The 17,993-nt window shown below is 54.1% G+C and carries 15 protein-coding genes; 10 read left to right on the top strand and 5 right to left on the bottom strand.

Annotated features, from left to right (window positions below):
• Position 1: 1 nt before the first annotated feature.
• From ABKW30_RS22950 to ABKW30_RS22940, 3 genes are read left to right on the top strand one after another with little or no spacing between them, the layout of a single operon-like run.
• Positions 2 to 889 (top strand): branched-chain amino acid ABC transporter permease, encoded by an 888-nt coding sequence (locus tag ABKW30_RS22950; protein ID WP_348601257.1) that lies wholly within the window; start codon positions 2 to 4, stop codon positions 887 to 889.
• Positions 882 to 1,874, top strand: coding sequence for a branched-chain amino acid ABC transporter permease (locus ABKW30_RS22945; RefSeq protein ID WP_348601256.1), 993 nt, complete (start codon positions 882 to 884; stop codon positions 1,872 to 1,874). The genes ABKW30_RS22950 and ABKW30_RS22945 overlap by 8 nt, the downstream gene beginning before the upstream one ends.
• Before the next feature lie 2 nt (positions 1,875 to 1,876).
• Positions 1,877 to 3,502 (top strand): GMC family oxidoreductase N-terminal domain-containing protein, encoded by a 1,626-nt coding sequence (locus ABKW30_RS22940; RefSeq protein ID WP_348601255.1) that lies wholly within the window; start codon positions 1,877 to 1,879, stop codon positions 3,500 to 3,502.
• Here the strand turns inward: ABKW30_RS22940 and fhuB are convergent.
• From fhuB to ABKW30_RS22915, 5 genes are all read right to left on the bottom strand, one after another.
• Positions 3,479 to 5,458: a Fe(3+)-hydroxamate ABC transporter permease FhuB gene (gene fhuB, locus ABKW30_RS22935; protein WP_348601254.1), complete on the bottom strand. Its 1,980-nt coding sequence runs from the start codon at positions 5,456 to 5,458 to the stop codon at positions 3,479 to 3,481. The two genes, ABKW30_RS22940 and fhuB, sit on opposite strands and share 24 nt — an antisense overlap.
• Complete coding sequence (locus ABKW30_RS22930) at positions 5,451 to 6,347, bottom strand: ABC transporter substrate-binding protein (RefSeq protein ID WP_348601253.1); 897 nt, start codon at positions 6,345 to 6,347, stop codon at positions 5,451 to 5,453. Before ABKW30_RS22930 ends, fhuB begins: the two co-directional genes overlap by 8 nt.
• 70 nt (positions 6,348 to 6,417) lie before the next feature.
• A complete protein-coding gene (locus ABKW30_RS22925) occupies positions 6,418 to 8,601 on the bottom strand; it encodes a TonB-dependent siderophore receptor (protein ID WP_348601252.1) in 2,184 nt (727 codons plus the stop codon).
• 152 nt (positions 8,602 to 8,753) lie between these two features.
• The gene (locus tag ABKW30_RS22920) at positions 8,754 to 9,638 is read right to left on the bottom strand and encodes an AraC family transcriptional regulator (RefSeq protein ID WP_348601251.1); all 885 of its coding nucleotides are present in this window, start codon (positions 9,636 to 9,638) and stop codon (positions 8,754 to 8,756) included.
• 11 nt (positions 9,639 to 9,649) lie between these two features.
• Positions 9,650 to 10,717, bottom strand: coding sequence for a siderophore-interacting protein (locus ABKW30_RS22915; protein ID WP_348601250.1), 1,068 nt, complete (start codon positions 10,715 to 10,717; stop codon positions 9,650 to 9,652).
• A 335-nt stretch (positions 10,718 to 11,052) separates the two neighbouring features.
• Here ABKW30_RS22915 and ABKW30_RS22910 point away from each other — a divergent pair, with 335 nt between their 5' ends.
• The 7 genes from ABKW30_RS22910 (at position 11,053) to ABKW30_RS22880 (ending at position 17,868) form a co-directional block, all read left to right on the top strand.
• On the top strand, positions 11,053 to 11,523 hold the full coding sequence (locus ABKW30_RS22910) for a MarR family transcriptional regulator (RefSeq protein WP_348601249.1): 471 nt from the start codon (positions 11,053 to 11,055) through the stop codon (positions 11,521 to 11,523).
• A gap of 67 nt (positions 11,524 to 11,590) precedes the next feature.
• Positions 11,591 to 13,216 (top strand): AMP-binding protein, encoded by a 1,626-nt coding sequence (locus ABKW30_RS22905; RefSeq protein ID WP_348601248.1) that lies wholly within the window; start codon positions 11,591 to 11,593, stop codon positions 13,214 to 13,216.
• Positions 13,217 to 13,333: 117 nt separating this feature from the next.
• Positions 13,334 to 14,464, top strand: a complete 1,131-nt coding sequence (locus tag ABKW30_RS22900; protein WP_348601247.1) for an ABC transporter substrate-binding protein — start codon at positions 13,334 to 13,336, stop codon at positions 14,462 to 14,464.
• A gap of 76 nt (positions 14,465 to 14,540) precedes the next feature.
• On the top strand, positions 14,541 to 15,455 hold the full coding sequence (locus ABKW30_RS22895) for a branched-chain amino acid ABC transporter permease (protein WP_348601246.1): 915 nt from the start codon (positions 14,541 to 14,543) through the stop codon (positions 15,453 to 15,455).
• A gap of 13 nt (positions 15,456 to 15,468) precedes the next feature.
• The gene (locus tag ABKW30_RS22890; RefSeq protein ID WP_348601245.1) at positions 15,469 to 16,443 is read left to right on the top strand and encodes a branched-chain amino acid ABC transporter permease; all 975 of its coding nucleotides are present in this window, start codon (positions 15,469 to 15,471) and stop codon (positions 16,441 to 16,443) included.
• Positions 16,436 to 17,185 carry an ABC transporter ATP-binding protein gene (locus ABKW30_RS22885; RefSeq protein WP_348601244.1) on the top strand — a complete coding sequence of 250 codons (750 nt, stop codon included), beginning with the start codon at positions 16,436 to 16,438 and terminating at the stop codon, positions 17,183 to 17,185. Before ABKW30_RS22890 ends, ABKW30_RS22885 begins: the two co-directional genes overlap by 8 nt.
• Positions 17,182 to 17,868 (top strand): ABC transporter ATP-binding protein, encoded by a 687-nt coding sequence (locus ABKW30_RS22880; RefSeq protein ID WP_348601243.1) that lies wholly within the window; start codon positions 17,182 to 17,184, stop codon positions 17,866 to 17,868. The genes ABKW30_RS22885 and ABKW30_RS22880 overlap by 4 nt, the downstream gene beginning before the upstream one ends.
• Positions 17,869 to 17,993: the final 125 nt, after the last annotated feature.

Here is a 17,993-nt window from a genome sequence, read left to right as displayed (position 1 = left end):
AATGACCATGATTTTTGGCGTTCCGCTACAAGCTTTTCTCGGGCAGTTATTGATTGGACTGATCAATGGCTCGTTTTATGCCATGCTCAGCTTGGGGCTAGCCATCATTTTCGGGCTTCTGCGCGTTATTAATTTTGCCCATGGCGCACAGTATATGATCGGCGCTTTTGTCGGGTACCTGCTTCTTGCAGAGCTTGGAATTGGTTATTGGCCGGCATTGATACTTGCTCCTTTGATTGTCGGGCTTGCCGGTGCTTTCATAGAGCGCGTTGCACTTTCGCGGCTTTACAATCTGGACCATCTATACGGTCTGCTATTCACCTTTGGCCTGGCACTCGTTCTCGAGGGTACGTTCCGCTACTATTACGGTGCCGCCGGACAGCCTTATGCAGTTCCTGGCGCCCTGGCGGGCGGTTATAATCTCGGTTTTATGTTCCTGCCGAAATATCGAGGTTTCGTCGTTCTCGCATCTCTCGTTGTTTGCCTCGGCACCTGGCTGTTGATTGAAAAGACAAGGCTTGGATCTCAGCTTCGGGCAGCAACAGAAAATCCAACCCTGGTCCGGGCCTTTGGCATCAACGTGCCGCTCCTGCTTACCTTTACCTACGGGCTTGGTGCGGGCCTTGCCGGCTTGGCCGGAATACTGGCAGCCCCTATTTATCAGGTCAGCCCGCTGATGGGATCAAACCTGATCATTATTGTATTCGCGGTTGTTGTCGTTGGCGGCATGGGCTCAATCCTCGGTGCCATCGTCACCGGATACATGCTCGGGATTCTCGAGGGGCTGACAAAGGTCTTCTACCCGGAGGCATCCAACATCGTCATCTTTGTAATCATGGCTATCGTTCTGCTTGTTCGTCCTGCAGGCCTGTTTGGAAAGGATGCGTGACATGGTGCAAGCGGATACAATAATCTCCTCAAAAAGAGGCATTCTCAATCTGGAACTGATGCTCATCCTTTCAGGGATACTGCTATTGGTACTGGCGCCGTTCTATTTCTACCCGGTCTTTCTCATGAAGGTCCTGTGTTTTGCGCTTTTCGCCTGTGCTTTCAATCTCCTTCTTGGCTATACGGGCATTCTTTCTTTCGGCCATGCGGCCTTCTTTGGCGGTGCGGCCTACTTCACCGCGCACTCGGTGAAGGAGTGGGGCCTTTCTCCGGAGCTCGGCATTCTTGTCGGTGTGGCAGGTGCGGCAGTTTTAGGACTTATCATCGGCTTCTTCGCCATTCGTCGACAGGGTATCTATTCGACGATGATCACTCTTGCGCTTTCGCAGATGTTTTTCTTCTTCTGCCTGCAGGCATCGTTCACTCACGGGGAAGATGGCATACAGGGAGTGCCGCGTGGCCATCTCTTCGGCTTCATCGACTTGAACCAGTCTTTGAACATGTATTTCTTTGTGTTGGCTGTGTTTTTGATCGGGATGTTCATCATCTGGCGTATTATCAATTCGCCATTCGGCATGATCCTGAAATCCGTCCGTGAAAATGAACCCCGCGCAATCTCCCTTGGCTATTCGGTAGCCCGATACAAGTTGGCGGCCTTTGTCATGTCGGCTGCTCTTACGGGACTTGCAGGCGGGGTAAAGGCGATCGTATTCCAGTTCGCAACGCTGACCGATGTCAGCTGGCAGATGTCCGGTGAAGTTGTCCTGATGACGCTGCTGGGAGGGATAGGTACGCTGGTTGGTCCGGTATTTGGCGCTGCCCTCATTTCAGCGCTTGAAAACTATCTGGCAACGTCCGAATTTCCCGTCACAGTCATAACCGGCATTATCTTCATGATCTGCGTGCTCGTTTTCCGCCGCGGAATTATCGGTGAGCTTTATGCTTCGCGTTTCGGCAAGAAGCTTGAAAGCACACCGGAAAGCTAATCATGAACGACGTCTATGACTACGTCATCGTCGGTGCAGGCACTGCGGGATGCACACTTGCGAACCGGCTATCGGAAAACAGGGATGTCTCCGTGCTGTTGCTGGAGGCTGGCGGGAAAGACAACTATCATTGGATCCATATTCCGGTAGGTTATCTCTACTGCATTTCCAATCCACGAACCGATTGGTGTTTTACAACCGAGGCGGAGGCAGGACTGAATGGTCGGGCGCTCGCCTATCCACGCGGCAAAGTGCTTGGCGGATGCTCATCCATCAACGGCATGATCTATATGCGCGGTCAGGCGCGGGACTACGATCTCTGGCGCCAGGACGGCTGCACAGGCTGGGGATGGGATGACGTTCTTCCCTACTTCAAAAAATCCGAAGATTATTATCTTGGTGCCGACGAGTTCCACGGCTCAGGCGGTGAATGGCGGGTGGAGGAAGCCCGTCTGCACTGGGATATTCTCGATGCATTCAGGGATGCTGCGGAAGCCGCAGGAATACCGCGCACCGATGATTTCAATCGAGGCGATAATGAAGGCTCCTCTTACTTCAAGGTCAATCAGAAGCGTGGGATTCGCTGGAATACCTCCAAGGCCTTTCTTCGACCAGCAAAGAACCGCCCTAACCTTACAATACAGACCGGAGCCCATGTTCGTAAGCTCGTTCTCGAAGGATTGAAGGTCAAAGGCGTCGAGCTGGATCAGACCGGATCTGTTCGCACGGTGCAGGCCCGGCGCGAAGTCATTCTCTCTGCTGGGTCGATTGGCTCTCCGCAAATCCTGGAACTATCCGGCATAGGGCGTGGTGATATCTTGCAAGCGGCAGGGATTAAACCTGTTTTGGAACGACGTAACGTCGGTGAAAACTTGCAGGATCATCTACAGCTTCGCTGCGCATACAAAGTAACAGGTATTCCCACCCTGAATGAGAAAGCCAATCGATTGATTGGCAAGGCATCGATTGCACTGGAATATCTCGTTCGCCAGTCGGGGCCCATGTCCATGGCGCCAAGTCAGCTTGGAGTCTTCACCCGTTCGGATCCCTCGTTTGCGACTGCCAATCTACAGTATCATGTTCAGCCGCTTTCACTGGAAAAATTCGGCGAAAACGTTCACGCGTTTCCTGCGTTTACTGCGAGCGTTTGCAATCTGCGCCCTGACAGTCGCGGCACGGTTCACATTAAATCGGCAGATCATCGAGCCCAGCCTGCGATACAGCCCAATTATCTGACCACAGAGAGCGACCGGCAGGTTGCTGCTGACTCTATCCGCATCACCCGCAACATCGTCGCACAGAAACCATTGCAGAAATACCGGCCCGAAGAGTTCAAGCCCGGACCGCAATACGAAACTGATGCAGAGCTTTTCGAGGCGGCGGGCGCCATTGGCACAACGATTTTTCATCCGGCAGGTACATGCCGTATGGGGGCTGATCCAGATTCTGTCGTTGACCCGCAACTGCGCGTGCGCGGCATTGAAGGTCTTCGGATTGCAGATGCTTCCATCATGCCTTCGATTACGTCAGGCAATACCAATTCGCCTACCATCATGATCGCGGAAAAGGCGGCCGATATGATCCTGCACGGCCAGGAACGCGCCTTAGCGTCCGCCCTTGCTCAGTAACCAGATCAGATAGGGCCCCGATATCAGCGACGCAAACAGCCCGAGCGGCAGCTGATAGGGAAATGCAACCATACGCGCGAGCCAATCTGAAAGGATCATCAGCCCCGCACCTATCAGCATGGCTCCGGCAAGCCCCGTCAATGGCCTGTGCAAGCCGATGAGGCGAGCCAGATGGGGAGCAATCAATCCCACGAAACTCAACGGACCGACAAAAAGTGACGCAACTGCGGTAAGGCAAGCGGAAAGCACGATCAATATGCCACGGCTTGCGCGGATCGGCAGGCCAGTCTCCAAACCAATCGGGCGGCCCAACGGCAGCATGTCCAGCCATCGTGTGGTGAGGATCAAGGGCAGCACGAGAACGACAAGTGCAACCAATGCCATCCACACTTCTTCCGGCAGTCGCTCATTTGCTGAACCGCTCACCCATGCCAGCAATATGAAAGCCTGCGTGGTTCCCGTTGCAATGATGGCCGTCAGGATCGCGCTGCACAACGCCCCCATGGCGATACCCGAGAGCAGAAGCCTTTCCGGCCCGAAACCGCTGCGAACAGACATTGCCAGCATGAACACCAATACAGTGATTGCGCCTGTCATCGCACCCGCCAGCAATACGGCCTGCCCCGGCGCCGGCAACAACATCAGCGGCACGGCAATGCCGACACCTGCACCTGTACCCACGCCGAGAATTTCAGGGCTCGCAAGCGGATTGGCGGTAACGCGCTGCATCACCTGCCCTGCCGCAGCAAGCATTGCACCGGCGGCAGCAGCGATAATCGTCCGCGGCCAGCGCCATTGCAGAAGATCCGCGAATAACTCTTGCCGGGCCAAAGTCCATCCGTCCGGACCACGTCCAAGGACAAGCGCTATCCAGACTGCGCAAAGCGTCAGTGCTGCCAACACAGCCAGCAACACGCGAGGCGAGCCTGCACGCGGTGATGGCGCAGGCTTGGCATTGAGTGAAGGCCATTCAAACATCCGCAGTCTCGGCAGCAGCCATAAAAGCAGTGGGCCACCGAGCAGGGCAGTTGCTGCACCTGTCGGAATACGCTCGCCCCCCGATCCGGCTGCAAGTTGTACGAAACCGTCAGCCAGCCACAGGAGGATGGCACCAATAACAGGAGCGGTGACGAGCATCTGGCTTTGCGTGCGAGCGCCTGTGAGTCTGGCCAGGGCCGGTGCCGCCAGACCAACAAAACCGATGATACCTATTTCGGCAGTTACGCTCGTTGCGAGCCATACCGCCAGACCTATCACCAGGAAGCGCGTTGCGTGCAGCGCCACACCGAGATTCTTTGCACTTGCATCGTCAAGACCAAGAATTGACAGGGGGCGTAGCAGTATGATCGACGCCAACGCGGCCAGAACCAGCTTCCAGCTGATACCCAAAACAGGTTCCCAACTTTGCTGCGCCAGCGATCCGCCACCCCAGATAAAGAGCGAAAACATATATTCGCCATTAGCGAGGATGAGCGCTGCGCTGGCTGCGGTTGCTGTCAGCGAAACCATCATACCTGCCAGCACAACCGAGACAGGTTCAAGTCCACGCTGCCATGTCAGTGACAAAATGAGAATCACAGCGACAAGACCGCCAGTCAGGGCAACGGCTTCGCGCCCATTGCCCATCAGTGCCGGAAAATACAGCATCGCGATCGCCATCGCCAATTGCGCACCGGCCGAGATTCCGAGGGTTGAGGGTTCGGCCAGGGGATTTCGCAGTACGCGTTGCAGCAGCAGGCCTGAAAACCCGAGAGCTGCTCCGCAAAAAATAGCCATTGCACTGCGTGGGAGTATGGAATCCATCAGGATGACGTGATGCAAACTTGCAAATTCAGGTGCGATGCCCGAAGCAAGCCCAATCTGATTGGATATCTGCCGGGCAAAGAGCAATGCCGCAACAAGCAGCAGCCCGGCCCAGAGCAGCAGACCCCGACTGATGACTCTGCCCTCAGCCATTACTGTCACCGCCTGAAAACAGTGGCGCTTCTGTCAACAGCCGGGCAAAGCGTCTTGCAGCCGGCAATCCGCCGAAATGATTGACCGGATCCAGCGTCGCAACCCTGCCCGCTTTTACGGCAGGCAATGCATTCCACAACGCGCTTTTTGACAGAACTTTTTCAGCTTCCGGTGGAACAGGACCGAGAATGACGACAGACGCCTCCGGGACACGCGCCAAAGCCTCCATACCAACCGGTGCAGCGGCAGAATAGCTGCTCTTGTCAGCCCAGGCATTGGTGAAACCAAGACGGATGGCGACATCCCCGAACATGCTGTCGTTTCCAAAAGCGCGAAAATGACGAGCGTCACCTATATTGATGATGAAGATCGGTCGCTCCGTATGAGATGCCGATCGCATGCGTAATTCGCCTAGCATTGTTGCTGTCTCCGCTACATAGGTCGCAGCTTGCGCAGAACGGCCGAGTCTGGCTCCCAGACCCAATGCAACCTGTTCCGCAAGACCGTATGGCGGGGTTCCCGGCTCGTAGACCGTCATGGAGAACACCGGCGCCACTCTTTCCAGACTTGCGCGCCGGTACTCGTAAAAATTGGAACTGAGAATGATATCAGGCGCTGCCATGCGCAACATTTCAAAATTTGGTGTGCCCCGCAGGCCAAGATCTGCGACGCTTTCAGGCACGTCCGGTTCTACCGCGATCAAGCGAAACTGAATGAGTTCTGTTGCCGCAACCGGAATAATTCCAATTGCGAGCGCTATTTCAAGCATTGCCCAATCCACAACAGCGACACGCTTTTCTTGCGCCCGCGCTGTTCCGGCTGGCAGCAAAGCTACCATGGACAGGGCGAGCGCTGTGCGTCGGTTAATATGGCGACAGTCGACAGTCATGAAAAAACGTTATCTGAAAACAGATCACCAGGTACCCGGTGATCTGGAGAAAATAGTTACGACAAAGCGCCTACCATGTGACATGAGCCTTGATGAGTGCCTTCCGACCTTCGCCATAAGAGCAGACGTTTACGCCCTGGCAGCCGGAAACGAATTCCTTGTTGAAGACATTGGTAACATTCAGGTCCACGCCCCAATTATCTTTCTTATAGCCCAATTTCAAATCCAACAGAGCCACATCGGGAACCTTGAGAGTATTTTTTGCATCGGCGTAGCTTGCACCAACATACCGCACGCCTGCACCAAGTGCCAAACCTTCAAGCTTTCCGGTTGGCACGGTGTATTGAGCGAATAGCGAAGCTTGAGTTTCGGGGAGAAGAAAAGGACGTTTCCCGACAATACTTTTGTCTTCGTCTTCCTTTACCTTGAGATCGTAAGCGGTAAAGGCCGCGGTTACTTTCCATGCTTCATTGATATTAGCCTGAGCCTCTATCTCAAATCCACGCGAATTGACTTCACCGATCTGCGTTTCCTGCAAAAAGCCCCCAGTTACAACATTCTTTTTTGTAAGATCAAAAAGCGATGCAGTAATAAGGCCGTCAAACCACTCAGGACGATACTTAACACCAACTTCATACTGTTCGCCCGTCTCCGGCTTCTGAAAACTCCTGTCTCCGTTAAACCCAAGCAGAGGACTGAAGAAGGTCGCAACACTGGCATATGGTGTCAGTCCATTGTCGAATTCGTAAGACACGCCTACACGTCCGCTAAAGCGACCATCACCCTCGTCAATAACTTCAGTACCTTTTGATTCAGTCTTCACATAATCATAGCGACCGTTCAGAGTTACCAGCCAGCCATCGCCAAAACGGAGCTGATCTTGTGCATAAATGCCTACTTGATGCTGCTTCAGTACCCGATCGGCGTATGGCGCACGCATCGGGACTTGCGGCTTGCCGTAAACCGGGTTGCCAGCGCTGATCGGAGTTCCATCCCCTGACTGCTGCACCTCATCGATATTAAAAAATTTATACTCTGCACCGAAAAGCAGCGTGTGATCGATTGCGCCTGTCGCAACCGTGCCTTCAAGTTGATTGTCGATCAGAAAGTTATCAACAACCGTATGATGTCTGAAATTGATGCGTGTCAGCTTATCACTCAAATCATCTGGCTGTGGATTATAGCCAGAGGTTCCCTCATCGTTGTCATTGTCCAGCCCATGAGTGTAGCCCGACGCGTAAAGTGAATGTTCGCGAACATCGGAATGACCGTAGCGGGCATTCTGACGAAACGTCCAGTCATTGTCGAATGTGTGTTCGAATTCGTAGCCGATTGCAGCTTGCTCGCGATCGTAGTCATCAATTGACGGCTCGGTAAAGTTGGATTTGCGGTCAATTTTACCGTATCCATTTGACTCGACTGTCCCGTAATAGGGCAGGAAGCTGCCGCCATCATGTGTTCCATCAAGATGGGTGTAGTTGGCGATAATCGTCAGCTTGGTCGCATCGTCCGGCTTCCAGGTGATGCTCGGATTGATAACACCTCGAAATTCATCCGAGAAATCAGTGTAATTGTCACCGCCGCCTATCTTGCCGTTAATACGATAATCGACAGCATCTGACGCCTTGTCGCCAATATCAAAGCCAAGATAACCGTTACCATAGCTGTTGACACCGGATTCGACATAACGCAGACGTTCACCATTCGGACGTTTGTTTATATAATTAACAATTCCACCAGGATTGCTGCCACCGTAAAGTACAGATGCCGGTCCTTTGAGGACTTCAATGCGTTCAATCCCGTAAGAGTCTATCAGGAACCCGCCGAAGCCGGTGCTGAAGTTCTGCAGACCATCAAGATAAGTTCCCTTCTGCGTGGCATCAAAGCCGCGAATATAAATCCAGTTGGTATCATTATCGACACCGAATGGCTGCGCGAAGACGCCGGCTGTATAGCGCAATGCTTCGTCGATCTTCTGTGCACCTTGCGCATCGATCTGGTCACGTCCGACGACTGAAACAGCCTGGGGTATGTCTTCGATCGGTGTACTCGTTTTGGAACCGGTCGCGGTACGCTCCGGTACAAAGCCTCTAACGGGTCCGGTCGCTGTTGCCTCGGCTCCACTGCCTTCAATGACAATTTCATTCAGGCGGATTGATGGGTCGGCGGTTTGCGCATTGACCGATGTCAGCGACATCAATGCTGCCGTGCTGCCGAGCAATAACAGAAATGTTGATCGATATGTCCCGCGCATGTAATTACCCCTTGCAACGCCCCGTCGAGCGCGACCCTGCAGGTGGGAGAACCATGCAATTGCCGCGCACTTTATAAGTTGAGTTCATATATCAACTTATAAACGCTGGATTGACGATTTCGGCTGTTTTTTGAACGATTTTGGTCTGTTATTCAGTTAGCGTGTTCGCGCTGCCACACTGCGGGAGTGACTCCGACTACCCGTTTGAACACACGTGTCAGATGCGCCTGATCTGAAAAGCCTGCTGTTGACGCGATTCTTGTCAGTGATGATCCGGATTTGCCGAGCAGCAGCTGTACTTTCCTGATGCGAGCGCTCATTTGCCACTGATGCGGCGCTACACCTGTTGACGCCTTGAATGCGTGGCTGAAATAAGACTGCGAAAGGCCAAGCAAATCAGCAAGTTCCTGCAACCGTATGTTCCGCAGACAATGCTCTTCAATATGGCTGGTAACAGTACGCAGTTGCCTGGGTGACAATTGGCTCCTGTGACGTTTCTTGACTTCGCCGATTTGAAAAAGCTCGACAAAAAGCGCCATCGCCAGACCATCTCCATAGAGGGCATGGAGCGGTCTTTCGCTGACGCATTCGTCTGCGATCAGACGGGCCATGGCGGCAATTTTCTCGTTGGAAAACATGACCCGTGGAATCGACAATCTGTCACCAATCAGCTCATCCGCAAAACTGCGGCGCAAGGTGGCAATATCAAAATGCAGATCGAGATGCCGAAGATATTGTACATTTTCCAGATGGCCCCAAATAGGCAGGCCCGCCGGGATATAACTCATTGAATGCGGCGTACAGGCGTGACTTGTCCAGCGTAGCGCCGGATCAAGCGACACGTTGAAATTCCCGGATCCTGCCTTGTCAAGGATTACGAAAAGGCGTGGATCCTCTGAAACATATTGACCATTTGCATCAGGGGCACATTTGACCGACCAGACATCGGCAATCACTCCATTCCAAGAGCGCCATTTCAGCTCTTCGATGAGTGAAACACCTTCAATCCTGCTTGTCATACGTGGATGGAATGTCATTCCGCTCCCCTTTACTCCTCTGCTACGCCCCGCCGCCAATAGGAGACGACCAAATGCTGCCTTCGCTCAAGTTTCAGATCCTTGCGCACATAGTTCCGGATAGCCTTGAACCCGTTAAACTCGCAACCTGACCACACAAATATCCGCTCGTCATTTGATGGGAACCGGACGGTTTTCACTGCATCTTGCAGCAAAGTAGTCGTTCCAGCCTCAGCGCCATTGCGATGCAACCATTGGAGGTCCAGGCTACATTGCGAATTAAAACTCTGTTCCTCTGCACGACTGTCGACCTCTATGCGGGCAACAACCTTCGCGTCGCGAGGCAGACGTTCGATGATGCGACCAATTGCGGGTAATGCCGTCTCATCACCTGCGAGCAGATACCACTCAGCTTCACCGGCATCGCCGCCACCCGGGCCTGTCATACCGACTATATCACCCTCGATAGCGCCCAGCGCCCATTCGGACCCCGGTGTGCCATGATGAGTCACCACGTCGATATCAACTTCCCCGGCTTCAGGATCGATCTTTCGAATGGTATAGACACGAGGCGTCAATTTCATTTCGCCCTGCGGCCAGATGGGACGGCCATCCTCACCGGTCACGGGCCATTGGGGTGCATCGATATCTGCTGGTGGAATAAGAATGCGAACATGCATGCCACCATAGGAAAATCTGTGCATATTCTTGCCGCGCAAACGCACCCGCCTCATGTTTGGCGAAATGTTTTCCGCCGAAAGAACGCGCATTTCCCGAAAATAGGGCAACAGGCTTCCCGCTGCTCCGTGCCCGGCCCAGATAATCTTTGGTTCCTCTTTGCGCGCAAATTCAATCACGTGATCAGCGATTGCGTACTTCATATACGCAAGTCCGGTCTCATCATCGCTTTCTGCACGAAGGAAAAGACACTTGTCATCAGCTTCGATTATAGCTGTGCCATAGCCGAGCTCGATCTGACCCGTACGTTCCGTCCGCACAACGTCGCCATGCTCGGCAAAATGATCTGCCAACTTGTTGAAATAATGCAGCGGCGTCGAAAGGTCGACGCGGGCCGTTGCACTCAACCGGGTATACTGCATTATAGCTCCTGCCTGGGACCCGGGATTGAAGGCCATTCACGGGATATACGTAACTAACCCATAATAATATGACATATCAAGTCATATTATATACACCATTCTTCTACCCCGAACCGGGTATTCTGGTCACTCTTGCACGGTTTCACATTTCTTGAAATGTGCCGGGCCGTTAGCCGGGAGAAACGAGGATATAAATTATTTTAATCTTGAAACTTCATGCTTGAAATAATTGACGGCTGTGTCATGCTGCTTGTTATTAAGGTGAAAAATTGCGGTCGCCGATAGCAGACCAACGCATATCCGGAATCTCTGTCACCCTTAGGAGAGGTAAAGCAATGCACGATATGCCTCTATCCCAAATCGCCTCGTACGCAGGCAGCAAAGAACGATTGCGTTTGTGGATTCGACTCTTGCGCGTGTCGAGAACAATAGAGAACGAGCTTCGCCTGCGGCTGAAATCTGAATTCGACATGACCCTGCCTCGCTTCGACGTGATGGCCGCACTCAATCGCAAGCCGGACGGGCTGCTGATGAGTGATCTTTCCCGCTTCCTGTTGGTTTCCAATGGCAACGTTACTGTGATCGTCGACAGGCTGGTGACAGATGGCCTGGTGGTCAGATCGAGCCGCGAGGGTGATCGCCGCACATCGATAGTTACACTGACCGATGCGGGCATGACCTTGTTCCGGCAGATCGCGACAGAACATGAAAAATGGGTGAATGAGTTGCTTGGCAGTATCGGTGACGAAGAGGCGCGTCACCTGGCAGGCATGCTCAAATCCTTTCGCAGCAACTGGGAAACATAAACAGGCAGAATGTCCGGACAAAGAAGAAGCCAGGGCATGACCGAAAGCAGGCAGGGGAAGTCGCAGAATGTTAGGACCGACAGCACATATCGATACATTTACACGGGATAATCTCCCGCCGCCGGACCAATGGCCGCAATTCTGTCTCGATGGATTCGACTATCCCGATTATCTCAATGCGGCGGTCGAACTGACCGACCGCATGGTGGAAAAAGGTTTTGGCGATCGCACTGCCCTTATCGGCAATGGTCGCCGCCGTAGTTACAGGGAACTCTCCGAGTGGACGAGCCAGCTCGCCCATGCGCTGGTGTCCAGCTATGGCATTAAACCGGGAAACCGGGTGCTGATCCGTTCTGCCAATAACCCGGCCATGGTTGCTTGCTGGCTGGCGGCAACGAAGGCGGGCGCGGTCGTCGTTAATACGATGCCGATGCTGCGTTCCGGTGAATTGACAAAGATCATCGACAAGGCGGAAATCTCGCTGGCTCTTTGCGACACGAGGCTGATGGACGACATGATCGCCTGTGCCAAGGACAGTGCATTTCTCAAACAGGTCATCGGCTTTGACGGCACGGCGAGCCACGACGCGGAACTGGACCGTGCTGCGCTTGGCAAACCCCATGAGTTCACAGCTGTAAACACCGGCCGGGACGATGTCGCGCTGCTTGGATTCACATCAGGCACCACTGGCGTACCCAAGGCAACGATGCATTTTCATCGCGATCTTCTCATCATCGCCGATGCCTATGCCAAAGAAGTTTTGAACGTTACGCCGGATGATGTTTTTGTCGGCTCACCGCCTCTCGCTTTCACGTTCGGTCTTGGCGGGCTTGCTATTTTTCCACTGCGATTCGGAGCTGCCGCAACTTTACTGGAAAGCGCAACACCTCCCAACATGATCGAGATCATCGAGACCTACAAGGCGACAGTCAGCTTCACAGCGCCGACTGCCTATCGCGCGATGCTGAAAGCCATGGATGAAGGTGCGGACCTTTCATCATTGCGGGTAGCCGTTTCTGCGGGGGAAAGCCTTCCCGGCCCGGTTTTCGAAGAATGGATGGCCAAGACAGGCAGACCAATTCTCGACGGCATCGGCGCAACGGAAATGCTGCATATTTTCATATCCAATCGTTTTGACGATCTGATGCCGTCTTCCACCGGAAAGCCGATTGGCGGATATATGGCCCGGGTTGTCGACGATGAAATGCGCGAAGTGCCTCACGGCACGATTGGCCGGCTTGCAGTGCGCGGTCCAACGGGATGCCGGTATATGGCCGACCACCGGCAAGCGGAATATGTTCGGGATGGCTGGAATTTGACCGGTGATGCCTTTTATCAGGATGAGGCAGGTTTCTTCCACTTTGCTGCTCGCTCAGACGATATCATCGTAACCGCCGGGTACAATGTGGCTGGCCCGGAAGTGGAAGCGGCGCTGCTTTCACATCCCGAAATCCTTGAATGCGCCGTCGTGGGGAAACCGGATTCCGAGCGCGGGCAAATAGTCGAAGCATTCGTGGTTCTGACCGAGGGAACAGAGCGGGATGATGCCACGATCAAGCGTTTGCAGAACTACGTAAAAACTCTGATCGCGCCCTACAAATACCCGCGTTCGGTTAAGTTTATCGACAGTCTGCCAAAGACCCAGACCGGGAAAGTCCAGCGGTTCAGGCTTCGAACGGGAGAGACCTTGTAAGTGTGAAAAAAGGGCTGTTATCAGAGGTTGAACTATACCGGGAATTCTGGAAAGTTCGCACCCTGCTCCGGGACCAAAGAATAACAAAGAACGGGAACATCCATAAAGGGGAATGACATGAAGAGAATTCTGGCGACCAGTATATTAAGCCTCGCACTGGCAACCACTGCCTACGCTGAACCGGTAAAGATCGGTGTCATCACCACCTTGTCCGGTGGGGGGGCTGGACTGGGCATCGACATGCGGGATGCCTTCGCTCTGGCGATGAAACAATCCGGTAACAAGGATATTGAACTCGTTGTCGAAGACGATGCGCAGAAGCCGGAAATTGCCGTGCAGCTGGCAGAAAAGATGATCCAGAGCGACAAGGTCGACCTGCTGACAGGCATCATCTGGTCCAATCTTGCCATGGCCGTCGTACCCAATACCGTGGCTCAAGATATCATTTATCTATCGCCGAATGCCGGCCCCTCGGCACTGGCGGGTGCAAACTGCAATGCCAATTATTTCAACGTGGCCTATCAGAATGACAATTTTCACGAGGCGATGGGGCAATACGCCAACAAGGATTACAGGAAGTCCTTCATCCTTGCCCCGAATTATCCTGCAGGCAAGGACGCGCTGACCGGCTTCAAACGCTTCTATAAGGGCGAGTTGGCTGGCGAAGTCTATACGCAAGTCGGCCAGACTGATTATGCCGCTGAAATAGCGCAGATCCGCGATTCTGGTGCCGATTCCGTATTCTTCTTCCTGCCCGGCGGCATGGGTATTTCGTTCATGAAGCAGTATGCCCAGTCGGGCATCGCCACGCCTGTCATGGGCCCGGGTTTCTCGTTCGATCAGGATGTGCTCGGCGCTATAGGCGATGCAGCACTTGGCGTGAAGAATTCGGCGACGTGGTCGAAAGACCTCGACAATGAGGCCAACAAAAAGTTCGTCGAGGCGTTCAAGACAGAATACAAGCGTCTGCCATCCATTTATGCGGCACAGAGCTGGGATACGGCAAACCTCATTTTGGCTGCGCTGTCCAAAGCCAGTGTGAAGGACAAGGATGCCTTCAGGGCAGCACTCAAAGCTGCTGATTTCCAGTCGGTGCGCGGCACGTTTGTGTTCAACAACAACAATCATCCGATCCAGAACGTCTATGTGCGTGAAGTGGTGAAGGAGGATGGCGTCCTGACAAACAAGATCGTGGCGACTGCCTTTGAAGATCATAAGGATGCCTACGCAGACGAGTGCAAGATGTAATCTGCATCTTCAGGCCCGCCGCATTGCGGCGGGTCCCATGGCTGCTTGTCCTTGCGCTGAATACGGAACCACCGCCTTGTCCACTGCACTCCTCATCGAACAGCTTCTGAACGGACTTCAGCTCGGGGTGATGCTGTTCCTCATGGCGGCGGGTCTGACACTGATCTTCGGCGTGATGGGTCTTATCAATCTTGCCCACGGTTCGCTCTACATGATCGGAGCCTTCGCCTGTGCGGTCACAGCTTCGGCAACGGGCTCTTTCTGGCTTGGGCTTATCGCCAGCCTGATTGCCGCCGCGGCTGCGGGAGCCATAGTGGAAGTAGTAGTGATCAGAAGGCTCTATGATCGGGATCACCTCGATCAGGTCCTGGCGACTTTCGCACTCATCCTCATATTTTCCGAAGGATCACGCTGGTTCTTCGGGTCATTTCCGCTCTATCTCGACATTCCCGCAGCATTGCAAGGCGCAGTTCCATTGCCCGGCGGCGGGCGATATCAGCTCTATCGCCTTGCAATTATCGGTGTCGGTATTGCCGTGGCGCTCGGGCTTTATCTTTTGATCTCCCGCACGAGACTGGGCATGCGTATCAGGGCCGGTGAGTCCGATCGTGAAATGATTGCAGCACTCGGCATCGATATCCAGAGCCTCTATACGATCGTTTTTGCGCTCGGGGCAGCTTTGGCGGGTCTTGCCGGTGCGCTGGTCGGCGCTCTGCAGTCCGTGCAGGTGGGTATGGGTGAACCTGTCCTCATCCTCGCCTTTGTGGTCATCGTCATTGGAGGTATCGGATCAATAAAAGGTGCCCTCACAGGGGCAATCCTTGTTGGTCTGATAGATACAATGGGCCGCTTTCTTTTACCCAAGACCCTCGCGCTGATACTGCCCGCGTCACAAGCGGGGATGATCGGCGGCGCGCTCGCATCCATGCTGATTTACATCGTCATGGCCCTGATCCTTGCTTTCAGGCCGCGTGGCCTGTTCGCCGCTTGAGGACCGGAAGGCCATGATCACCCGCGAAACGATCGTGAATGCAGTTATCGCCCTGTTATTGCTTGCAATACCGCTCGTCGCGATGACGCTGGGCGAGCCATTTTATGTTACCCTTGCAACACGCATCACCATCCTCGCACTTGCTGCTGTCGGGCTGAATATCGCGCTTGGGCTGGGAGGGCTGGTGTCGTTCGGACACGCCGCCTTCTTTGGCATAGGCGGATATGCCGCCGGAATTTTAGCTACCCATGCCTTCAACGCCGAACCACTGTTCCTCGGCATTGAAGGTACGACATCCATGCCATGGATATGGCTTGTGGCAATCGCCGTATGCGGTCTGGTAGCACTCCCGATTGGCGCGATCAGCCTGCGCACAACCGGTGTCTACTTCATCATGATTACGCTCGCCTTTGCGCAGATGATTTATTACTTCGCAATCTCATGGCCTGCCTATGGCGGGGAGGACGGGCTGTCCCTTTCCGTACGCAATCTTTTCCCGTTTGTCAGCACCGCAAAGCCCCTGCCCTTCTTTCTCATTTGCTATGGGGCACTCATGCTGGCGATAATACTGTTTTTGCTCCTGCGCGGATCGCGGTTCGGTGCGGCGCTGCAAACGGCCAGGCAAAACGAGACGCGACTGGCTGCGATTGGCATTGCGCCATTTAATATCAGGCTCGTTGCCTTCGTGTTATCCGCAATGGTGACCGGTCTGGCTGGTGCGCTCTTTGCCGATCTCAATCGCTTTGCCAGCCCTTCGATGTTTTCGTGGCATATGTCCGGCGAATTGATCGTGCTCATAATTCTGGGCGGTAAAGGCAGGCTGTTTGGTCCGCTTGCCGGTGCCATGCTCTATGTCCTGATCGAACATGTGCTCGGTGGCATCACTGAAAGATGGCAGTTGTTCCTCGGGCTCATTCTGCTGGGCGTGGTTCTCTTCGCTCGCGGCGGCCTGCTTGGGCTCCTGGCGGGAAAGGCACGTCATGGTTGAGCCTGTTCTCGAAATTTTCGAACTGCGCAAGAGCTTCGGCGCCCTGAAAGCCACTGACGGTGTCAGCCTGGATCTGCGCCCTGGAGAGATCCATGCCTTGATTGGCCCAAACGGCGCGGGCAAGAGCACGCTTATCCATCAGATATCCGGTTCCATACGTCAGGACAGCGGGACTATCCGGTTTCTGGGCGAGGATATGTCAGGTCTTGGTGTGCCGCAGCGTGCCCATCGTGGCCTTGGCCGCAGTTTTCAGATATCGTCGCTTGCACCGGAGTTCTCGGCTCTGCGCAATGTTATGCTGGCGGTACAGGCTCGGCAAGGCTCAAGCTTTCGCTTCTTTCGTCCGGTAATGGGCGACAGGAGCTTGAAGGAACCGGCCATGGCAGTGCTGGAACGTGTTGGCCTGGCCAAGCGGGCGCATCTGCCTGCTGCCGAGCTGTCCCATGGCGAGCGTCGGCAACTCGAAATTGCAATGGCACTCGCACTGGGATCGAAGGCATTCCTTTTCGATGAACCGATGGCAGGCATGGGCCCGGAGGGTTCGAAAGCGCTGACCAAATTTCTTGATGGCCTGCGTAACGAGGCACCAATCCTGCTTGTCGAGCACGATATGGATGCGGTGTTTGCACTTGCAGATCGTATATCGGTGCTGGTTTACGGCCGCATCATAGCGACGGGAAAAGTCGAAGATATCCGCGATGATCCGCAAGTGCGCCGCGCCTATCTCGGAGACGCTTTATGACACTACTCAGCATCAAAGGCCTTGAGACGTTCTACGGTGCTTCGCAAGCTCTGTTCGGCGTTGATCTGGATATAGAAGAAGGCGAAGTGGTTGCGCTCATGGGACGCAATGGAATGGGGAAAACGACAACTATCAACTCGATCTTCGGCCTTGTGCGTGCACGCTCCGGTACTATCGGCTTTGCCGGAAAACAGGTGGCAAGCATGCGACCCCACAAAATAGCCCGGCTTGGGCTGGGCCTTGTCCCTGAGGGCCGTCGCTGCTTTCCGAACCTGACTGTTCTTGAAAACCTGCTGGCGGCAGCACGGGGTAATGAGTGGACTGTACAGAAAGTCGGTGAACTCTTTCCACGCCTTGCTGAGCGACGCGATCAGTTTGCCAATACATTATCGGGCGGCGAACAACAGATGCTGGCTATTGGTCGCGCACTCATGACCAACCCGGGTCTGTTGGTGCTGGACGAAGCAACCGAAGGCCTCGCGCCTGTCATCCGGCAGGACATATGGACCGCCATCCGAAAGCTCAAAGCCGGTGGTCAATCGATCCTTGTGGTCGATAAAACACTGGCGGAACTGCTGCCTGTCGCCGACCGGTGTTTCGTTCTGGAAAAAGGAGCGACCGTTTTTGCGGGCGCACCCGAATTGCTTACTCCCGAACTCCAGGATCGATATCTGGGCGTTTGAAGTGACCCACGAAAAGCGGTCAAACGAAACTGACCCATGCAAATATATTTTAAGCTTGAAATTTATTTGCAACCGGTTCATTTTGATTTCTGACGGTTGAAGAGATGCGAAACCCTGGCGAAGCG

The sequence above is a fragment of the Phyllobacterium sp. SB3 genome (assembly GCF_040009165.1).
In the GTDB taxonomy this organism is placed as follows: domain Bacteria; phylum Pseudomonadota; class Alphaproteobacteria; order Rhizobiales; family Rhizobiaceae; genus Phyllobacterium.
The sequence above is the reverse complement of the archived record's forward strand: the minus strand, read 5'-3'. Positions and strand labels throughout refer to the sequence as shown.